Here is an 18574-nt window from a genome sequence, read left to right on the forward strand (position 1 = left end):
AAGAAATTTTATAATGATTGTTAAGAGGCGAACGGTTTTGGCATTGCCGGAGGCAGGGTATCATTTTTTGTTTAACTTCACAGCTGACACCTTCACATAAGTCTTAAGCAAAATAAAAATATCCCGGTAACCACCTCCTTTAGTTCCGGAGGATTTCTTCATTAAACAGATCGCAATCCCGCATCCAGGCGTGTCTGAATATGGAGCCAAAACCGTGATTTCCTCATTATCCATTGTAACCATTTTTGTTACACCCCTAGCGGCATGAACCCATCTCTTTTTAACAAAAGAGATGATTCATTACATCATAAAGGGACTTGCTCGCAAGTTCATTCTCCATTGCCCGCTGTACGCTTCCGAACGTCTCATCGAGCGCGCGCTGAATATTTTTGCCGACCGGACAGTCGGGGTTCGGATTGTCGTGAACCGCAAAAAGCTCTTCCTTATTCTGCACCGCCCTGTAAACCTCTAAGAGGGTGATCTCCGACGGATCTTTTTTCAGGCTGGCTCCCGGAACACCCGCTCGGGATGTCAGAATACCCGCTTTTTTCAGCTGGCTGATCGTTCTCCGCACGACGACGGGATTGGTGTTTACGCTGCCCGCAATCATATCCGATGACGCCCGTTCATCCGTTGAGATCAGCGATAGAATGTGAATGGCCACAGCAAGACGGCTGTTAATCATGTTTTTCACCACCGTTGTAACCGCAATAGTTACATTTCATTTGTTTGTCAACTACTAATATACACTAAAACGGGCGGCAGGATGAAATCAAGTTGGCAATAGAGGTGTAAACAGGCCGGCGGGAAACCGGCCGAAGAGGGATTAAAATAAGAAATAACGCTGTCCGAGCGGAACATAGCTGACGGGCTGGCATGCCAGCTCTTCTCCGTCGGCGAACACCTGATAGGTTTTCGGATCGACTTGTATATTCGGCATCGCGTCATTCAGCTTCATGTCGAGCTTACTCAGCTTACGGATATTCCGTACGGGAGAAATCATTTTTTCAAGGCCGAGCTTTTCCGGCACACCGTTTGCGATACCGGCCTGGGACATAAATGTAATAGAGGTATTTCGGTTTGCTTTACCGTATGATGCGTACATCTGCCGCATAAACACGGGCTCAGGCGTCGGAATGGAAGCATTCGGATCTCCCATTTGGGCGCGGGCGATCATGCCGCCTTTGAGCACAAGTTCAGGTTTGACGCCGAAGAAAACCGGGTCCCATAGTACGAGGTCGGCGAGCTTTCCTTTTTCAACGGAACCGACTTCATGGCTCAGGCCGTGAGTGACGGCCGGGTTGATCGTGTATTTGGCGATATAGCGTTTGGCGCGCACATTGTCATTGCCGTTTTCTCCTGATAGAGCGCCGCGCTGTTTTTTCATTTTATCGGCCACCTGCCATGTCCGGATAATCACTTCTCCCACCCTGCCCATCGCCTGCGAGTCAGATGATGTCATGCTGATCGCGCCGATATCGTGCAGAATATCCTCCGCCGCAATGGTGGCCGCTCTGATGCGTGAATGACTGAACGCCACGTCTTCAGGCACTTTTGAATCTAAATGATGGCAGACCATCATCATATCAAGATGCTCGTCCATCGTGTTGACGGTATATGGAATCGTCGGCGTCGTAGAGGACGGCAGGATATTGGCGTAAGATGCGAGTTTCATAATATCCGGTGCGTGGCCTCCGCCGGCTCCCTCTATGTGATATGTATGGATAACCCGGTCGCCGATCGCATCAAGCGTATTTTCTAAAAAGCCCGCTTCATTTATCGTGTCTGTATGGATCGCCACCTGAATGTCCGCCTCATCCGCCGCTTCCATGCAAGCTTTAATGGCGCTTGGCGTTGATCCCCAATCTTCATGCAGCTTCAGGCCGATCGCGCCTGCTTCCACCTGCTCGATCAGCGGTGCTTTATCGGATGCATTCCCTTTTCCTAAGAAACCGACGTTGATCGGAAACTCCTCGGCCGCTTCCAGCATTCTCGACATGTACCATGCACCGGATGTACAAGTCGTCGCTTTACTTCCCGTCGCAGGACCCGTTCCGCCGCCGAGAAGCGTGGTCACGCCTGAAGAAAGCGCGACTTCCATCTGCTGCGGGCAGATAAAGTGGATATGCGTATCCACCCCGCCGGCCGTTACGATTTTCCCTTCGCCGGAAATGACTTCTGTTCCGGCACCGATAATCATGTGCGGGTCCACCCCATCCATAATATCAGGGTTGCCGCTTTTCCCGACGCCGACAATCCGGCCGTCCTTCACCCCGATATCCGCCTTGACGATTCCGGTATAATCCAGGATAACCGCGTTTGTAATGACCAGATCAAGCGCTCCGTCTTTCCCGGTGATACGCCCGTTCTGCCCCATGCCGTCCCGGATTGTTTTCCCTCCGCCGAAAATCATTTCTTCACCGTAATTCGTGAAATCTTTTTCGACTTCAATCCATAAATCCGTATCTCCGAGTCTGACTTTGTCTCCCGTTGTCGGTCCGAACAGTTCTGCGTATTGCTCACGTGACATTTTCATCGGATCGCCTCCTCCATCCATCCGGCTTTTTTAAGATTTGACAGAGTCTTCTCTTTTCCCCGCTCATCCATATACGTATCGGCCATGCCGTTGAGACCTCTGACCGTTTTTCGCCCTCCGATTTCCACGAGCGTGACGGTTTTCTCTTCTCCCGGTTCAAAACGGACAGATGTGCCTGACGGGATATCAAGGCGCATGCCGATTGCTTTGTCCCGATTGAAGGAAAGGGCGCCGTTGGCTTCGGCAAAATGAAAATGCGATCCTACCTGCACTGACCGTGTTCCGTTATTGGTGACTGACACCTCCAGCGTCTTCCGGCCTTCGTTAATGGTGATGATCCCCTTTGCGACTTGAATCGCTCCCGGCTTCATGACTTCACCTCCGCTTTGATCGGCTGATGAACGGTGACAAGCTTAACCCCGTCCGGGAACGTCGCTTCCACCTGAATGCTGTCCAGCATTTCCGGAACGCCTTCCATAACATCTTTTTCCGTCAATACATTGCGGCCGGATTCCATCAGCTCAGCAACGCTTTTTCCGTCTCTCGCGCCTTCCATCAGATAACAGGTCAAATATGCGGCGGCTTCGGGATAATTCAGCAGAACGCCGCGCGCCTTCCGCTGCTTAGCGAGCTCTCCCGCCGTAAAAATAAGCAATTTTTCTTGCTCAACCGGTGTCAGTTTCATCTGTATTCCCCCTTAGTGATAGTCAAACACAATCCGCATGGTCATACCGAAACGATGCAGGCGGCCGTCACCCCCTTCACCTCATGAAATGTTAAGTGATAAAAGTTATTCGACGGTGAACGGCCCGATTCCTTTTGCAGAAATTACCGATTTCTCATTTTTTTCTTCAACAAACGTTTAATCAAATGTGAAGAAAGGTTACATTCTATGTGAATATTATAAAGAAATCGCCGGGGAATTTATAGAATATTTAAAAATTTAGTGAATATTAACCAAATGAACTGGAATTTTTGTCATTTCTCATAACAAAAAGCCCAAAATATTTTGGGCTTTTGCTGTGTTTCACTATCAAATTAATCATCACTGAGTTTATCTTTCGTTTTGCCGACACCCTTTTGCAGGCTGCCTTTCGCTTTGTCTTTTTTACCTTCCGCTTTTAAGTCGGACTTGTCTGCCATGTCGCCTGCTTTGTCCTTAGCTTCCCCTTTCATTTTGTTCATTCCGCCTTTTACTTTGTCTTTTAAACCGTTATCTTGACTCATAATATCTTCAGCTCCTTTTGTTGTTGTGTACTTGTGTTCTTCCCTCTCAGCCTGATAGCAAACATTTCAACTCTCAATTATTGATTTCACAGCGTTCCCCGTAGCGGAGCACTTTGTAAACAGCCAATCCGTCTGACAGCTTATTATCCCCGTATTGCACCGGCAGAAGAGCAAAGAAAACATAATAAGTTGAAAAATAGACAAATTGGTAAAAAAATAAGTTTGGCTCGAGGACATCTTTCATGATCAGCAGATTTACTAAAAAGATAGAAGCGATATTAAACAGACAGCCTCCGGAATAGACGAGCGCGCTCGTCAGACGGTTATCTATCCGCAATTCGCCGAACTTGCAGAAAGAATCTATGAAGTAGATACGCCGAACCTGAATCGGCCCTACTTTTAAAAGACGTTTCCCCATTCCGATATCCAATGACGCCTTGCCTCCGAACAGCATGGCCATAAAGCTGTGCCCCGACACATGGATGACAGACACCATCGGCAGAATGATGAGAAAAGATACGAAAAACTTTATCATATCATTAAATCCGAACAACAAATCCCCCCCCCTCGCATATGCTTTTTCTCTCTTTTTCGATTTTTCCGTTTTTTTCTATGATCAAACGTTATAATGCGCATGAAAAAATAACCATCTGCTGATCAGATGGTTAAGAAAATTATATATCGTATAAACACTGTTCTTTTTGAATGTTTTCTCTCATGCGAATCGCTTTTTCATAAAAATACGCCGCTTCTTTATATTGCTCATGTGCGCTTGTGTAAACGGCGGCCTCCAAGGCGAAATCTTCAATATACACATACAGCGATTTTTCATTCATATAGTCAAACACTTCATGGATTAAATCCATATTGAGCGACTCCAAATAAAGCGCTTGTAAAAACTTATACTTCTCTAAACTGAATCGATCGCCCCGTTCTTTCGCGATCATGACCCCTCTTTCATAATAGGTAAGGGCCGCTTGGTCATCATGCAGCCTGAAAAGGGTGTGCGTTAAGCTGAACAGCGCCTTCGGAAGCTGTTCAAGCTGATGCTCTTCAAAAACGGGAACCGCTTTTCTAAAGTACCGGGCCGCTTCATCCAGATCCCGCTTTTCAGAATAACAATTCCCCAGATTGTAAAGCGAAGACCCGATCAGGCGGGGCTGTCCTTCAAGCAAAGAAAGGCGGAGGGCTTCGTCTAAATGCTCAAGCGCTTTGTCGTAGTTTTTGCAGTCGATGTAGTTTCCTGAGATGACGAAATGGCATTGAATTCTCCGCACTCTGTAGAAATCGTGTTTCATATACGTATCCAGCGCTTGAATCCCGTGATTCATGGAAAAATGAGTCTGCTTCATGACGTAAAACACTTCAGACATCTTGAAATGGAATTCCGCCCTCTCTATATCATCCTCGACAAATGAAAGGAGTTTTTCCGCTTTCCTGTAAAAAGAAATAGCCGCAACATAGTTATTGTGATCGAATTCATACATCCCTCTGAACAAATGGAAATAATACTCAGACAGTCCCGATATGCTGTCCGTGCTTTCGATCGTCTTTTGCAGCTCGCTGTACTGAATCTGTGATTGTTCGGTGCATTCCGGCTTGACGTAATCAAGCATAATATGATGGCGGTAGCTGATCAGCTGATAATATAACAGCAGCAGCTGGTCTTCCTCCATACGTTTTATATCCTCATCAATTTCCTCTTTCAGCTTTATGGCATCAGCCGCTTGAAACGCTAAAATGTGCTTGTACCATTTGTTGATCTTGACTCCAACTTGAGATGACGGAATCTCGTATGCGGTCATGCCCCTTTCACAACCTTTTCTAATTTCTATTGGTTATATTTTAACATATTGTATGGCTTTGGAATTGCATAACTTGATTGTCCTGCATCAAAATTCCTATCATATATTTCGGCTGTCACCGGTATTTTTTGAACAGACCGCTCTCATATTGTGAATAAAAAAGCCTGCCCTTGTCCGGGCAAGCTTTTCTTCATCCGCCTATATAAGACATTTCCACTTTCTTTTTCCCATCCGTTTTAGAAAGCGCGCGGTCAATTGAATACTGATCCGTGCGATTTCTCCAGACAGAAGCGATGGATTCCGTCAATTCATCATCGGTCAGACCGCCGCGCACGAGTTTCCGAACATCATAGCCGCTTGACGCAAACAGGCACGTAAACAGCTCGCCTCTCGCCGACAGGCGCGCTCTGTTGCAGGAGGCGCAGAATGCATCCGAGACGGAGGAAATCACGCCGATTTCGCCGGAACCGTCAAGATAGCGGAACCTGGAAGCGACCTCTCCTTTATAATTCGCTTCTATCGGCTCCGTCGGCATGTGCTGGTTGATCAGATCAATAATCTCTGCCTTCGTGATCACATCTTTTTTATTCCATTGATTCGTATTGCCTACATCCATAAATTCAATAAACCGGAGAATATGACCCTTTTCTTTAAAATAGCGGGCCATCGGCAGGATATCTTTTTCATTGACGCCCTTTTGAACAACCATATTGATTTTAACACCGAGTCCGGCCGCTTTTGCCGCCTCAATGCCCTCAAGCACCTTGTTCACCGAAACCCCGCGGCCGTTAATGGCCTTAAACCGCTCATCCTCTAAAGAATCGAGGCTGACTGTCACGCGATGCAGCCCCGCCTGCTTCAGTTTTTCCGCATACACGGGAAGCAGAGAGCCGTTTGTCGTCATCGCGATATCTTTAAGTCCGGGGATGCGCGCAAGTTTTTTGATCAATTCAGGCATATCTTTTCTCATGAGCGGCTCTCCGCCCGTCAGCCTGATTTTTTCAACGCCGAAGCGGCCGACAAACAGCTTCGCAAGCCGCTCAAGCTCCTCGAAGGAGAGCAATTCCGTCTTTTTTAAAAATGGATAATCCGGTCCGAATAATTCGGCTGGCATACAGTACGTGCATCTGAAGTTGCAGCGGTCGGTTACAGAGATACGAAGATCCCTGAGCGGCCTTTCCCTTTTGTCTGTCACCCGGCGCGTTTCTGTATTCATAAGCCCAAGACCCCTTTCTATTGTTCAACCCGTTCAGGATGTGTGTATACGTTAAATGATCCGTTTCTGACAAAACCTATCGCGGTTATGTTCAGCTCTTCCGCCATTTGCAGCGCGAGCTCCGTCGGCGCCGATTTTGAAATGACAATCGACACGCCGATTTTTGCGGCTTTTAATAAAACCTCCGAGGAAATCCGGCCGCTGAAGACGATCAGCTTGTCACGGACCGGCATTCCGTTTTTCAAACAGCAGCCGTACAGCTTATCCAGCGCGTTGTGGCGCCCGATGTCCGTCCTCATGAAGAGCAGCTTTTCCGTATCGCACAGCGCCGCATTATGGACGCCGCCCGTTTCCTGGAAGGTGCCGCTTCCTCTTTGCATCTCCTTCATCAGGCGAAGGCACGTCTCAGGAGTTATAGTGATACGGCTGACGGCGGTTTTGGCCGTTTTCACATCCTGCTGAAAGTAAAAATGGCGGCCTTTCCCGCAGCATGAACCGATGACCCTCTTCGTATAGTCTTTTTGCTCAAGCACTCCGGGATTCGTCAGTTCAACATATGCAAACCCGAGACTTTCATCTATAGTAAAGCTTTTGATTTCTTTTTCAAAACGAATGACGCCTTCTGATGCGAGAAATCCGATGACGAGTTCCTCTAAATGGTCAGGCGTGCAGACGAGCGTAACAAATTCCTGTCCGTTCACCATGACGGTCACCGGATACTCTGAAACCATCCGATCTGCCGTCTTTGTTAATACCCCTTTTTCATAGCGGTATATGTCTCTGACCGCTGTTGTTTTTTCATCCACTGTTTTCCCCTCCGCAGTATCCTTCTCTTTTATTCTTCCACAATCCCTGTATTTTGTCGAATTTGCGGTTTAAAAAAAGAGCCCTCTTAGGACTCTATGTTTCATTGCGATGATGTCTGCTCAGAATGGTGAATAAAATAACTGCGGCGATAATGGCCAATATACTGACGAATATGAAGGCGGCAAGCTTCAGAAAAATTCCCATCAGAACAAAAACGACTGCCGCCAGCACTAATATAATGCCTGCTCCTTTTAACAACAGCGTTCATCTCCTTTTATCCGTATCATTCCCGCGGTTCCGTTTTCTAAACAAAAAAGACGCCGCGCGGGCGTCCTTTTTTAACCTATTCTTTTGCTAAATCCTTTGCAGCGTCTTCCCAAGCCTGTTTGAACTCGTCCGCGCTGTCAGCTGAGACATATGTGCCGCCTCCCGCTTCCGCCGCTTTTTCAAGGCTTTCGCTTCCTTTCATGCCGAAGTTGAAGCCGATGATATTGACGATCGTGTTGACGTTCGCTTTACGGAGCTTTTGAATTTCGGCCTGAGGATTACCGCCGCATGTTTCTTCACCGTCTGTGATCAGATATACGACGTTTTTCCCCGTGGCGCCGGCCCGCTCAAATTCTTCACGCGTATCAGAGAGCGCTTTCGCAATCGGTGTCCAGCCGGTCGGTTTAATCTTGCTGAGTGATTGCTCAAATGGAGTCACGGCGTACGGCTGAAGGCCGTATAACGTTTCTGTCGCATTACATGATACGGCTTTGCCTGAGTTTTTATTATTGCCCTTATGCCCGAATACCCGAAGCATCAGATTCGTGTCTTCAGGAAGAACTTCCGCAAAAGAAGTGACAGACTCTTTCGCAACATCTATTTTACGCTCTCCCCCTGTTTTTTGTATCATGCTTCCGCTTGCATCAAACAGCACGGCAACGTTTGTTTCTTCGTGCTTTTTCTCAGCTGCAAAAACAGGTGATCCGAGTGAAAGCGTCAAAAGTCCGACAATCCCCGCAGTGAACATTTTTTTCATTTCCTTCATTCCTCTCCGTTTGTTTTTGGCCGATGGGCCCCCGGCTCTTCTCTATGCTAGATGAGGAGTATGCAAAAAGATATAGGGCGGGATTCCTTTTGTATAAGCGTCTGTACACCGTTAAAAATGAACAGAATTATGCGCATCATCCTAAAAAGATTGGATAAATGATGACAGATTTAATGCCTTTTTCGCCCTTTTTGTAATATAAGTCCGAAAACTGATTCTTTTTACAGTTTTCTCTTCATCTTTTCTTGAAATTTTTGTTAAATAAAAATAAAAAAAAGGGCCGCTAAACGGCACCTTTCTTATTCCGCTAATGAACTCGCTTCCAGGGTAAAGATGCGGTTCATATCTTTTTGGCTGTGAGCTTCGTAATATTTTCCTCCGCCCGCACCGGCAATTGCGTGAAGCTGTCCGTTGAAGCCTTCTTTAAAGTCAAAGCCGATCACGTTGACTTTAATATGATGTTTGCGAAGTTCTTTCGCTGTCTTAATAGGATCTCCTCCGCATGTCTCCTCACCGTCTGTCAACAGGTAAACGGATTTAAAGCCGAATTTATGAACGCCGTTAAAAGAAGCTTTCGCATCCTCTAATGCTTTTGCAATCGGTGTCCACCCCGTAGGCCCGATTCCGTTCAGAGAGTTGAGGAAGCTCTGTCTGTCAAACCTTTGGAATCCGTATACACCGCGAATGGATTCGCAAGATTGAACTTTTCCGGAGTTTTTATTATTGCCTTCCGAACCGAAAACCGTCATTCTGACCTGTGATGTAGACTTAATTCGATCCGCAAAACGGACAATTTCATCTTTTGCCATATTGTATTTAGAAACGCCGTCAATCCGTTTCGCCATACTGCCGCTCGCATCAAGCAAAATAGCGATATTGTTTTTAAATAAAAATGTCTTCTCGTTTGCATTCTCGGCAGCAAAAGCAGGAGATGCAGCAGTCAGCATCAATCCGAGCATGAGTATGAGTGAAAATGTTTTTTTCATTGCTTTTTCCCCTTTTCAATAGATTTACGTTCAACGCCGAACAATATTTATCGTAAATGAGATGAAAAGGGAAATAAATAGGACGGCGTTCCTCATTATTTTTGCGTATATTCACATAGAAGCGGCATTTTTATCAGTGATTTACACCCGGCGCTCAGCCTTCAATCGACATTTGTCAGCCTTTAGGCTTTCGTTATATGAGTCTGTTGGTTGCTTTACCGTTTATGGAATAGTTTTCAAAAAAACAGACGCTCATGAAAGCGTCTATTTTTTCGCCATATATTTGTTTAAAAATGAATCTGCTTCGGAAATGTCCACTCCCTGATAATAATGCTTGACGATGTCCGCCACTGATTTTCCCTGCTCCGCCATGTAATTGGCCCCGTACTGGCTCATGCCGACGCCGTGGCCGAATCCTTTTGTCGTAATGGTGATGCTGCTGCCGTTTCGTTTCCATTCAAAGTCGGCAGAACGGAGTCCGAGTTTTTCCCGGATGTCTCTTCCCTTCAGCTTTTTGCCGTTGATGACGGCCGTTGCCACTTGATGGCCCGGCGTTCTGGCTGTAATCTGTCCCACCGTGTTTTGTCCTGAGAGCTGTACGCCGAGCTTTTGCTGAAACTCCGGCACACTGAAGGTCTGGGTGGCAAGATATTTCGGCGATTGCTTATCCCACGGACTTTTCACGCTTTTTAAATAAGGAATGGCGCTTGTCCAATAGGCTTCCGCATTTTCCGTATACCCGTTGCTCGTAGAGAAGAAAGATGCCTCAATCGGCTTGTTATCGTACGTTAAAATCTTTCCTTGCGTGCCGGCCACCGCGTTTGTGATTTTCTTGAGGTTGTGTGCGTACTTAGAACCCCATTCTTTTTTCAGCTGGCTTTTGCTTTGATAGACTTGGAACATTTGCGTATCATCCACCAGTGATCCTTTCGGCGCCTGGACGGCTGAGTCAGCGACCATCAGTCTGACGATGAATGTCCGGGCGGCGAGCGCCTGGGCTTTTAAGGCCTCCGGTTTAAAGTTTGCGGGCATTTCGGAAGCCACGACACCGATCACGTACTCTTCAAGCGGAATGTTTTCTACAGAATGATTGGATGTCCGATAAACCGGAATGGATACAGGTGATTCTTTCAATGTTTCTGCTCCTTTTGTTTCTCGTGTGGTGTGTGCTGTTTTGTGTCCGGGTTCTCTGTTTACGGCTGCTCCTTTTTCTGCCTGAAACGGAAGGACGAGAATGGTGGGGACTAGAAGAATAAGTATACACAGCCCGGATAGTAGAAATACAATCGGTTTCATATATCAGCTGCCTCCTGCTTGGGATTCGACTCTACTTCATCTTATGGGCAGGGACAAGCTAATATGACTTCCTTTTGGACAGAATCTTTATTCCATTTTTCACGCGAAAAACGTATTCTTTTTTGGAAATCAGAGCATAATAATGATGATAAACCATAAAAAAACAGTATGCCAGATTGACATACTGTTTTTACAGCCATTATGCGTTTAGGTCAGTTACGACTTCTTTGCTTTCTTGTTCAGCGGCCGTTTCATCAACGACACGCTCGATGTCAGCGCCGAGAGCCGCAAGTTTTTTATGGAAATTCACATAACCGCGATCCAAGTGCTTCAGTTCCGTGACGCGTGTATGACCTTCAGCCACTAATCCCGCAAGAATCAGCGCCGCGCCCGCACGCAGGTCCGTAGCGGCAACTTCTGCGCCTTGCAGCTGTACAGGACCGTTAATGATCACAGAACGTCCTTCAATTTTAATGTCGCCATTCATCCGGCGGAATTCTTCAGCATGCATAAAACGGTTTTCAAACACAGTTTCAGTAATCATGCTTGTTCCGCTCGCACGGAGAAGCAGCGCCATCATTTGCGACTGCATATCAGTCGGGAATCCTGGGTGAGGCATCGTTTTAATGTCGATCGGCTTCAGCTGGGCAGGACCGATGACACGAAGGCCTTCTCCTTCATCCGTAATTTTGACTCCCATTTCTTCCATCTTCGCAATTAAAGACGTAAGATGCTCAGGAACCGCACCTTTCACTAATACATTTCCTTCCGTGATAGCCGCAGCCACCATGAAAGTACCCGCCTCAATACGGTCAGGAATGATGTTGTGTCTTACGCCGTGAAGCTTCTCGACACCTTCAATTTTAATGGTGCCTGTGCCGGCTCCGCGGATTTTTCCGCCCATCGCATTGATATAGTTCGCTAAGTCAACGATTTCAGGCTCTTTTGCCACGTTTTCAAGCGTTGTTGTTCCTTCAGCTAAAGCAGCTGCCATAATCAAGTTTTCTGTCGCACCCACACTTGGGAAATCTAAATAGATTTTTGCGCCCTGCAGACGGCCTTCTACTTCTGCTTCAATAAAGCCGTTGCCTACTTTGATTTTTGCACCCATTGCTTCAAAGCCTTTTAAATGCTGATCAATCGGTCTTGAGCCGATTGCGCAGCCGCCCGGAAGCGCTACTCTTGAATGACCCGTACGGGCTAACAGAGGGCCCATAACAAGCACTGACGCACGCATTTTGCGCACATATTCAAAAGGTGCTTCTGTTTCTAAAGCGTAAGAAGCGTTTACGGTAACTTCATTATTCTCAAAATGCACATCTGCTCCTAAATGACGCAACACTTCATTAATTGTATATACATCGGAGAGCGTAGGTACATCACATATTACGCTTTTTTCTTCACTTGCTAATAAAGATGCAGCGATAACTGGTAAAACGGCATTTTTTGCTCCTTCAACTTTCACTGTGCCGTTTAACTTCTGACCGCCGCGGACGATGATTTTTTCCAAGGTATTCCCCTCCGCGTCCCTATATTCTCTATATTAATATTCAGTCGTCACGATTGGTGTGCCAACCGTAACGGTATGTTTTTCGCCCATTCCCGCACTTCTAAGCGCAACTTGCACATTCATCTTATGTTTCGATGTCATGATGTAATCTGTCCACTTATATGTAAATGCAGAAACAGAAACGAAATGAGGCTCAACTACATGTTCAACTGGACTTGCTTCAAATTCTTTCATGAGCTGTTCTGCTTTTTTTTGCAAAACAATACTCATATTATCATTTAAATGACCCTTAAGACAAGTAAAAATAAATACTTTATTTTGAAATATGTCATGTGCCTGCCGTTCAAACTGTTCATATGTATCATTCCAGTTTTCCGGTTGCTCCGGGCTCATTTGCTCATATAATAAATACGAAGTTGGGTTCTGGTTTTTGAGGGTAGTGACGAGCTGCAGTTTAAAAGTTGTGTGATTTTTTTTGTCAGAATACGTGCCGACGGTCTTTACGATTTTATCTTCCCGCGCGGATTCCCAATGATATTGCGGATACTGCGTCTTCAGTTCTTTTACCTTGTCATCAAATTCACTCAGTGACAGGTTCAGATTTTCTTTCGCATGAAGCGTCCATTCATCTACAGTGACCTGCTGCCGCTCCATTCCTTCGGCAATCTGGGCAAGCGGAGACAGCTCACTTGCATGAATGGAATGAAATACCGCTATTAAGGCGCTTAAAAAAACAAAAAATAAGATGATGCGGCCTGCTCTTTTTTTCTTCATATCGATCTCTCCCCCTTACTCCCATTTTTGCCGGAGCCGGGGAAAGCAATACATGGAAAACTTCGTCAAAACTCGCCAAGCGGGTGAAGAAAAATTGGTTTCTCACCCAGCGATTCCCTTCATTCAACAGACGAAACTTCTTAAAATAAGTATGGAAGCTGTTTCGAATAGGTAAGATAATCTAAAAAGAAGTCAGCGACTGCCGTACCGATCGCAATGGTAAGAAGAATGATCAGCAGCCTCGCCTGCACTATTTTTCCTTTTCGGATCAGCGGATCAAAGTTGACGGCCTGAAGCGCCCACCATGTCACCGCAATGCATACCAGGTGAACCAGGATGCTGATTGCGGCCTGCTGCCCCAATACATTCACAAATCCCATCTCCTTTCATTTTTTCCGACCCTCATATCCTCTCTTATTATATAAGAAGAAGAGAGAAAGATGATCATTTTTACATCAGAATTTTTATCCAAAATTAGGGGCAATCCCCGCTTAAATGTCCGTTCTCCGGCATGATATACTTTTTTGGAAAGGAGATGGGAATATGAATCATTCCTTTTTTCATCCGGAAAAGCAGTATGGAGAAACACTTCCCGTATTTGACCACGAGTGGGAAGCGATAGCATTCTACTATGATTATAGACAGTCTCAAACAGAGGAACTGAAAGAATTATGTCAGTTTTTCAACATTTCTCTTGATTATTCACGCGGCAGCCTGCTGGAAGTGGAAGCTCTTTACTTCCGCAGCATACAAGAGCTGCTTTTGGCGGATTGGAACCTGCCGATTGACGAATTTGAGAAAATGCTCAGTGTGTATGTCATCGATTGCGCCATCAGACACCATGACGATGCCGAATGGGTCGTCAAACCTTATCCGTATACGGACGGCGCCTATACGACGGGTGTGCGGAGAGGAAACAAAACGTGGCACACCGACAACTGCTGCGAACATTTATATCTGCAAAAAGAAGAGGATCATCCGCTTATCGGCGTCTATGAATCTCTTATGCGTTAATATAGAAAAAGAATCCTTCTCAGACAGCCGAGAAGGATTCTTTTTTAGTTTCCTGCAACATCCAATCTGTTTACAGCCCGCTGTAGCGCAAGCTCAGCCCGACGAATGTCAGTATCATCTGATCGTTTGTTCAAACGGTCTTCCGCCCGCTTTTTCGCAGCAAGGGCGCGCTCTTTATCAATGCTTTCCGCTGTTTCAGCGGCTTGTGCAAGGATAGTGACCTGATCAGGACGGACTTCTAAAAATCCGCCGCTGACAGCCGCCAATTCGGTCTGCCCGTCTTTTTTAAGGCGGACAGCGCCGATTTTAAGCGGAGCCACGGTCGGAATATGGCCAGGCAAGATACCGAGATCACCGCTCTCGGCTCTTACACTTACCATTTCAATATCAGCATCATATACTGGGCCGTCGGGAGTAACGATATTGACTTTAACGGTCTTCATGCTTTTACCCTCCTAGGACCAGATTAAACTTCTACACCCATCTCTTTTGCATTCTCAATGACTTCTTCAATGCGTCCCACAAGACGGAATGCATCTTCCGGAAGATGGTCATATTTACCGGAAAGGATTTCTTTAAAGCCTCGTACCGTTTCTTTAACAGGCACGTAAGAACCCTTTTGTCCCGTAAACTGCTCAGCTACGTGGAAGTTTTGAGAAAGGAAGAACTGGATACGGCGTGCGCGGTGAACGACAAGCTTGTCTTCTTCACCTAATTCGTCCATACCGAGAATCGCGATAATATCCTGAAGTTCTTTGTAACGCTGAAGCGTTGACTGGACTTCACGCGCCACCGCATAATGCTCTTCTCCGACAATTTCCGGAGCAAGCGCGCGGGAAGTGGAAGCCAGCGGATCAACCGCAGGGTAGATACCCATTTCAGTTAATTTACGCTCAAGGTTAGTCGTCGCATCCAAGTGAGCGAACGTTGTCGCCGGAGCCGGGTCAGTATAGTCATCGGCAGGCACGTAGATCGCCTGGATAGATGTAACTGAACCAACGTTTGTAGACGTAATACGCTCTTGAAGCTGACCCATTTCTGTCGCAAGCGTCGGCTGATAACCAACCGCAGAAGGCATACGGCCGAGAAGCGCGGAAACCTCTGAACCCGCTTGTGTGAAACGGAAAATGTTATCGATAAAGAACAGTACGTCCTGTCCTTGTTTATCACGGAAATGCTCAGCCATTGTTAGACCCGTCAGTGCTACACGCATACGTGCGCCCGGCGGCTCGTTCATTTGTCCGAAGACCATGGCTGTTTTCTTGATAACGCCTGAATCGCTCATTTCGTAGAAAAGGTCGTTCCCCTCACGAGTACGCTCTCCTACACCGGCGAATACGGAAATACCGCCGTGCTCTTGCGCGATGTTGTTGATTAATTCCTGGATTAATACGGTTTTACCTACGCCGGCGCCGCCGAACAATCCGATTTTACCGCCCTTGATGTAAGGAGCGAGCAGGTCAACAACCTTAATTCCCGTTTCAAGAATTTCAACCTCAGTTGAAAGCTCATCGAATGAAGGAGCTGATCTGTGGATCGGGTCCTTTTGAGCATCCGCAGGCAGCGGTTCATTTAAATCAATTTTATCTCCCAGTACGTTAAATACGCGTCCGAGAGTCACATCACCGACAGGAACGGAAATCGGCGCACCTGTATCAACAGCTTCCATTCCGCGCTGAATTCCGTCCGTAGATGCCATGGCAATTGTACGGACTGTATCATCGCCTAAATGAAGAGCAACCTCTAGCGTTAGGTCGATGCCTACTTCATTTTCGCCTGTAGCTGGCTGTGAAACTTTAATCGCATTATAAATCGCAGGCAAGTGGCCGTCCTCGAAACGTACGTCGACAACCGGTCCAAGCACCTGACTTACGCGTCCTTTCTTCATCGCTATCCCTCCTGACAAAATCTTTCTATTCTAAAGCGGCTGCACCGCCGACAATTTCGGTAATTTCTTGTGTAATCGCCGCTTGACGCGCGCGGTTATATGAAAGCGAAAGTGAATCAATGAGTTCTTTCGCATTATCAGTCGCATTTTTCATTGCTGTCATTCTCGCAGCGTGTTCACTTGCTTTACTGTCAAGAAGCGCGCCGTAAATTAAGCTTTCCGCATATTGAGGAAGCAGCACTTCGAGCACCTCTTCTTCATCCGGTTCGAACTCGTAAGAAGCCGTGCGCTTCCCGCCGCTCGTTCCGAAATCCGTTAAAGGCAGCACTTTTTTCTCCGTCACTTCCTGTGAAATCGCACTGACGAAATGGTTATACACCAAATGCAGTTCATCAAAAGCGCCGTCGATAAACATTTGAACCGTCTGACGGGTCAAATCTTTAATCTGAGCAAAAGTGACCTCGTCGCCAAGCCCCACTAACTCAGACATAATCGGCATTTCCCGTTTTTTGAAGAAATCGCGGCCGACTCTGCCGATTGCAATCACCGTGTATTCATCTTTAGACTGATGGCGTTCTTGAATGGTGCGGTAAGCGTTTCGCAAAACCGAACTGTTAAACGCACCCGCAAGCCCGCGGTCAGACGTAATGACGAGATACGCCGTCTTTTTCACTTCTCTTGAGACAAGCATCGGGTGTTTCGCGTTTTTCGCGCCTTTTCCGACGTTAAACACAACCTCCTGGATCTTATCCATATACGGAGCAAATGACTTCGCGTTGGTTTCCGCACGGTTCAGCTTCGCAGCGGATACCATCTGCATGGCTTTTGTAATCTGGCTTGTTTTTTTCGTTGACGTGATCCTTGACTTAATATCGCGTAATGAGGCCAAAGATTTCACCACCTTTATTCTTCATTTGCGTAAAAAGAGAGAAAAAGAGAACCTTTTTCTCTCATCTTCTAAGGGTTAGTTGCTTGGTGCAAATGTGCGTTTGAAGCCTTCGATTGCAGCTTTGAAGTCTTCATCAGCAGGAAGGTTTCCTGTTTTCGCAATGCCGTCAAGCAGATCTTTATGGTTTTGATCAAGGTACATGTAGTACTCTTCTTCAAAACGTCTGATATCCGCAACCGGAATATCATCAAGATATCCTTTTGTCAGCGCATAAAGAATGGCTACCTGTTTTTCAACCGGAAGCGGTTTATTCAAGTCTTGCTTCAGCACTTCAACTGTACGCGCACCGCGGTTCAGTTTCGCCTGAGTCGCCTGGTCAAGATCAGATCCGAATTGGGCGAACGCTTCAAGTTCACGGTATGAAGCCAGGTCAAGACGCAATGTTCCCGCTACCTTTTTCATCGCTTTGATTTGGGCTGATCCGCCGACACGGGAAACGGATAATCCGGCATTGATCGCAGGACGCACGCCTGAGAAGAATAGGTCGGATTGAAGGAAAATCTGTCCGTCAGTAATGGAAATGACGTTTGTCGGGATATAAGCGGAGATATCTCCTGCTTGTGTTTCGACGAACGGCAGCGCCGTAATTGATCCTGCACCTTTTGCGTCACTCAGCTTGGCTGCGCGCTCAAGCAGACGGGAGTGAAGATAGAATACATCCCCAGGGAATGCTTCACGGCCCGGCGGACGGCGAAGAAGCAATGACAGCTCACGGTAAGCGGCCGCTTGTTTGGATAAATCATCATATACGACGAGAACGTGCTTGCCGTTGTACATGAATTCTTCACCCATTGTCACCCCTGCATACGGTGCAAGGTACAGAAGCGGAGCCGGCTGTGAAGCGGACGCCGTCACGACAATCGTGTAATCAAGCGCGCCATGCTTACGAAGTGTTTCCACTACGCCGCGCACTGTAGATTCTTTCTGGCCGATCGCTACGTACACACAGATCATGTCTTGATCTTTTTGGTTTAAGATTGTATCAATCGCAACAGATGTTTTACCTGTCTGACGGTCACCGATAATCAGCTCACGCTGTCCGCGGCCGATCGGAATTAACGCGTCGATCGCTTTGATACCCGTTTGCAGCGGCTCATGTACCGATTTACGGTCCATTACGCCTGGAGCCTGGCTTTCGATCGGACGTGTTTTGCTTGTCAGAATCGGACCCAGTCCGTCTACCGGCTGTCCGAGCGGGTTGACGATACGTCCGATTAATTCTTCACCTACAGGAACTTCCATGATGCGGCCCGTTCTTTTGACCTCATCACCTTCACGGATATCTCTGTAAGGTCCTAAGATAACGATACCTACGTTGGATTCTTCAAGGTTTTGAGCCATACCCAAAACGCCGTTTGAAAACTCAACAAGTTCACCGGCCATACAATTGTCAAGGCCGTGCACACGCGCAATACCGTCTCCGACTTGGATGACTGTACCTACGTCATGAACTTCAATTTCAGATTGGTAATTTTGAATTTGCTGCTTTATCAGCGTGCTAATCTCTTCAGCTTTGATGCTCACTTAGGTTTC

Annotated in this window: 22 protein-coding genes; 1 reads left to right on the forward strand and 21 read right to left on the reverse strand. The window is 46.8% G+C overall.

The annotated features are described in order from the left end of the window. Positions 1-60: 60 nt before the first annotated feature. The 17 genes from NYE62_RS18715 to NYE62_RS18795 all read right to left on the reverse strand — a co-directional run bounded on the left by NYE62_RS18715 (position 61) and on the right by NYE62_RS18795 (position 13561). Positions 61-243, reverse strand: a complete 183-nt coding sequence (locus tag NYE62_RS18715; RefSeq protein ID WP_144463853.1) for a hypothetical protein — start codon at positions 241-243, stop codon at positions 61-63. A 37-nt stretch (positions 244-280) separates the two neighbouring features. Beyond that, on the reverse strand, positions 281-685 hold the full coding sequence (locus NYE62_RS18720; RefSeq protein ID WP_003151203.1) for an Rrf2 family transcriptional regulator: 405 nt from the start codon (positions 683-685) through the stop codon (positions 281-283). A 141-nt stretch (positions 686-826) separates the two neighbouring features. Next, the gene (gene ureC, locus NYE62_RS18725) at positions 827-2536 is read right to left on the reverse strand and encodes an urease subunit alpha (protein ID WP_007407580.1); all 1710 of its coding nucleotides are present in this window, start codon (positions 2534-2536) and stop codon (positions 827-829) included. After that, on the reverse strand, positions 2533-2907 hold the full coding sequence (gene ureB / locus NYE62_RS18730; protein ID WP_012118652.1) for an urease subunit beta: 375 nt from the start codon (positions 2905-2907) through the stop codon (positions 2533-2535). Before ureB ends, ureC begins: the two co-directional genes overlap by 4 nt. Then, on the reverse strand, positions 2904-3221 hold the full coding sequence (ureA, locus tag NYE62_RS18735) for an urease subunit gamma (RefSeq protein WP_007407581.1): 318 nt from the start codon (positions 3219-3221) through the stop codon (positions 2904-2906). Before ureA ends, ureB begins: the two co-directional genes overlap by 4 nt. A gap of 353 nt (positions 3222-3574) precedes the next feature. Continuing rightward, on the reverse strand, positions 3575-3763 hold the full coding sequence (locus NYE62_RS18740) for a CsbD family protein (protein WP_015418407.1): 189 nt from the start codon (positions 3761-3763) through the stop codon (positions 3575-3577). 73 nt (positions 3764-3836) lie between these two features. Beyond that, positions 3837-4316 carry a hypothetical protein gene (locus NYE62_RS18745; RefSeq protein WP_025285407.1) on the reverse strand — a complete coding sequence of 160 codons (480 nt, stop codon included), beginning with the start codon at positions 4314-4316 and terminating at the stop codon, positions 3837-3839. A 121-nt stretch (positions 4317-4437) separates the two neighbouring features. Further along, positions 4438-5568: a tetratricopeptide repeat protein gene (locus NYE62_RS18750; RefSeq protein WP_033574399.1), complete on the reverse strand. Its 1131-nt coding sequence runs from the start codon at positions 5566-5568 to the stop codon at positions 4438-4440. A 190-nt stretch (positions 5569-5758) separates the two neighbouring features. Continuing rightward, positions 5759-6784: a GTP 3',8-cyclase MoaA gene (gene moaA, locus NYE62_RS18755; RefSeq protein WP_007407585.1), complete on the reverse strand. Its 1026-nt coding sequence runs from the start codon at positions 6782-6784 to the stop codon at positions 5759-5761. 17 nt (positions 6785-6801) lie between these two features. Then, entirely contained in the window at positions 6802-7590 is a 789-nt protein-coding gene (gene fdhD, locus NYE62_RS18760) for a formate dehydrogenase accessory sulfurtransferase FdhD (RefSeq protein WP_033574398.1), read from the reverse strand. A 94-nt stretch (positions 7591-7684) separates the two neighbouring features. After that, a complete protein-coding gene (locus NYE62_RS18765; RefSeq protein WP_007407587.1) occupies positions 7685-7849 on the reverse strand; it encodes a hypothetical protein in 165 nt (54 codons plus the stop codon). A gap of 85 nt (positions 7850-7934) precedes the next feature. Further along, positions 7935-8615, reverse strand: a complete 681-nt coding sequence (locus tag NYE62_RS18770; protein WP_012118657.1) for a VWA domain-containing protein — start codon at positions 8613-8615, stop codon at positions 7935-7937. 308 nt (positions 8616-8923) lie between these two features. Next, a complete protein-coding gene (locus tag NYE62_RS18775) occupies positions 8924-9610 on the reverse strand; it encodes a VWA domain-containing protein (protein ID WP_015418411.1) in 687 nt (228 codons plus the stop codon). A gap of 264 nt (positions 9611-9874) precedes the next feature. Continuing rightward, positions 9875-10906 carry a stage II sporulation protein D gene (spoIID, locus tag NYE62_RS18780; protein ID WP_144463851.1) on the reverse strand — a complete coding sequence of 344 codons (1032 nt, stop codon included), beginning with the start codon at positions 10904-10906 and terminating at the stop codon, positions 9875-9877. 199 nt (positions 10907-11105) lie between these two features. Then, positions 11106-12416, reverse strand: coding sequence for a UDP-N-acetylglucosamine 1-carboxyvinyltransferase (gene murA, locus NYE62_RS18785; RefSeq protein WP_007407592.1), 1311 nt, complete (start codon positions 12414-12416; stop codon positions 11106-11108). 33 nt (positions 12417-12449) lie between these two features. Beyond that, the gene (locus NYE62_RS18790) at positions 12450-13190 is read right to left on the reverse strand and encodes a YwmB family TATA-box binding protein (protein WP_007407593.1); all 741 of its coding nucleotides are present in this window, start codon (positions 13188-13190) and stop codon (positions 12450-12452) included. A gap of 140 nt (positions 13191-13330) precedes the next feature. Further along, positions 13331-13561 (reverse strand): DUF1146 family protein, encoded by a 231-nt coding sequence (locus NYE62_RS18795; protein ID WP_007614366.1) that lies wholly within the window; start codon positions 13559-13561, stop codon positions 13331-13333. Between the two features lie 172 nt (positions 13562-13733). Here NYE62_RS18795 and NYE62_RS18800 point away from each other — a divergent pair, with 172 nt between their 5' ends. Then, positions 13734-14204, forward strand: coding sequence for a hypothetical protein (locus NYE62_RS18800; RefSeq protein WP_007407595.1), 471 nt, complete (start codon positions 13734-13736; stop codon positions 14202-14204). A gap of 44 nt (positions 14205-14248) precedes the next feature. On the opposite strand, the gene NYE62_RS18805 is transcribed toward NYE62_RS18800, so the two are convergent. The 4 genes from NYE62_RS18805 to atpA all read right to left on the reverse strand — a co-directional run bounded on the left by NYE62_RS18805 (position 14249) and on the right by atpA (position 18565). After that, positions 14249-14647 (reverse strand): F0F1 ATP synthase subunit epsilon, encoded by a 399-nt coding sequence (locus NYE62_RS18805; protein ID WP_003151176.1) that lies wholly within the window; start codon positions 14645-14647, stop codon positions 14249-14251. 23 nt (positions 14648-14670) lie between these two features. Further along, entirely contained in the window at positions 14671-16092 is a 1422-nt protein-coding gene (gene atpD, locus NYE62_RS18810; protein WP_003151173.1) for a F0F1 ATP synthase subunit beta, read from the reverse strand. A 25-nt stretch (positions 16093-16117) separates the two neighbouring features. Continuing rightward, on the reverse strand, positions 16118-16981 hold the full coding sequence (atpG, locus tag NYE62_RS18815) for an ATP synthase F1 subunit gamma (RefSeq protein WP_144664836.1): 864 nt from the start codon (positions 16979-16981) through the stop codon (positions 16118-16120). A gap of 75 nt (positions 16982-17056) precedes the next feature. Then, complete coding sequence (gene atpA / locus NYE62_RS18820; protein ID WP_003151170.1) at positions 17057-18565, reverse strand: F0F1 ATP synthase subunit alpha; 1509 nt, start codon at positions 18563-18565, stop codon at positions 17057-17059. Between the last annotated feature and the right edge of the window lie 9 nt (positions 18566-18574).

The organism is Bacillus sp. FSL K6-2861, from assembly GCF_038630725.1.
In the GTDB taxonomy this organism is placed as follows: domain Bacteria; phylum Bacillota; class Bacilli; order Bacillales; family Bacillaceae; genus Bacillus; species Bacillus velezensis.

Bases quoted from the DNA above. Each gene is read 5' to 3' on its own strand.
- NYE62_RS18715 (WP_144463853.1), bottom strand. From the start codon at position 243: ATGGTTACAATGGATAATGAGGAAATCACGGTTTTGGCTCCATATTCA.
- NYE62_RS18720 (WP_003151203.1), bottom strand. From the start codon at position 685: ATGATTAACAGCCGTCTTGCTGTGGCCATTCACATTCTATCGCTGATC.
- ureC (WP_007407580.1), bottom strand. From the start codon at position 2,536: ATGAAAATGTCACGTGAGCAATACGCAGAACTGTTCGGACCGACAACG.
- ureB (WP_012118652.1), bottom strand. From the start codon at position 2,907: ATGAAGCCGGGAGCGATTCAAGTCGCAAAGGGGATCATCACCATTAAC.
- ureA (WP_007407581.1), bottom strand. From the start codon at position 3,221: ATGAAACTGACACCGGTTGAGCAAGAAAAATTGCTTATTTTTACGGCG.
- NYE62_RS18740 (WP_015418407.1), bottom strand. From the start codon at position 3,763: ATGAGTCAAGATAACGGTTTAAAAGACAAAGTAAAAGGCGGAATGAAC.
- NYE62_RS18750 (WP_033574399.1), bottom strand. From the start codon at position 5,568: ATGACCGCATACGAGATTCCGTCATCTCAAGTTGGAGTCAAGATCAAC.
- moaA (WP_007407585.1), bottom strand. From the start codon at position 6,784: ATGAATACAGAAACGCGCCGGGTGACAGACAAAAGGGAAAGGCCGCTC.
- NYE62_RS18770 (WP_012118657.1), bottom strand. From the start codon at position 8,615: ATGAAAAAAATGTTCACTGCGGGGATTGTCGGACTTTTGACGCTTTCA.
- NYE62_RS18775 (WP_015418411.1), bottom strand. From the start codon at position 9,610: ATGAAAAAAACATTTTCACTCATACTCATGCTCGGATTGATGCTGACT.
- spoIID (WP_144463851.1), bottom strand. From the start codon at position 10,906: ATGAAACCGATTGTATTTCTACTATCCGGGCTGTGTATACTTATTCTT.
- NYE62_RS18790 (WP_007407593.1), bottom strand. From the start codon at position 13,190: ATGAAGAAAAAAAGAGCAGGCCGCATCATCTTATTTTTTGTTTTTTTA.
- NYE62_RS18800 (WP_007407595.1), top strand. From the start codon at position 13,734: ATGAATCATTCCTTTTTTCATCCGGAAAAGCAGTATGGAGAAACACTT.
- NYE62_RS18805 (WP_003151176.1), bottom strand. From the start codon at position 14,647: ATGAAGACCGTTAAAGTCAATATCGTTACTCCCGACGGCCCAGTATAT.
- atpD (WP_003151173.1), bottom strand. From the start codon at position 16,092: ATGAAGAAAGGACGCGTAAGTCAGGTGCTTGGACCGGTTGTCGACGTA.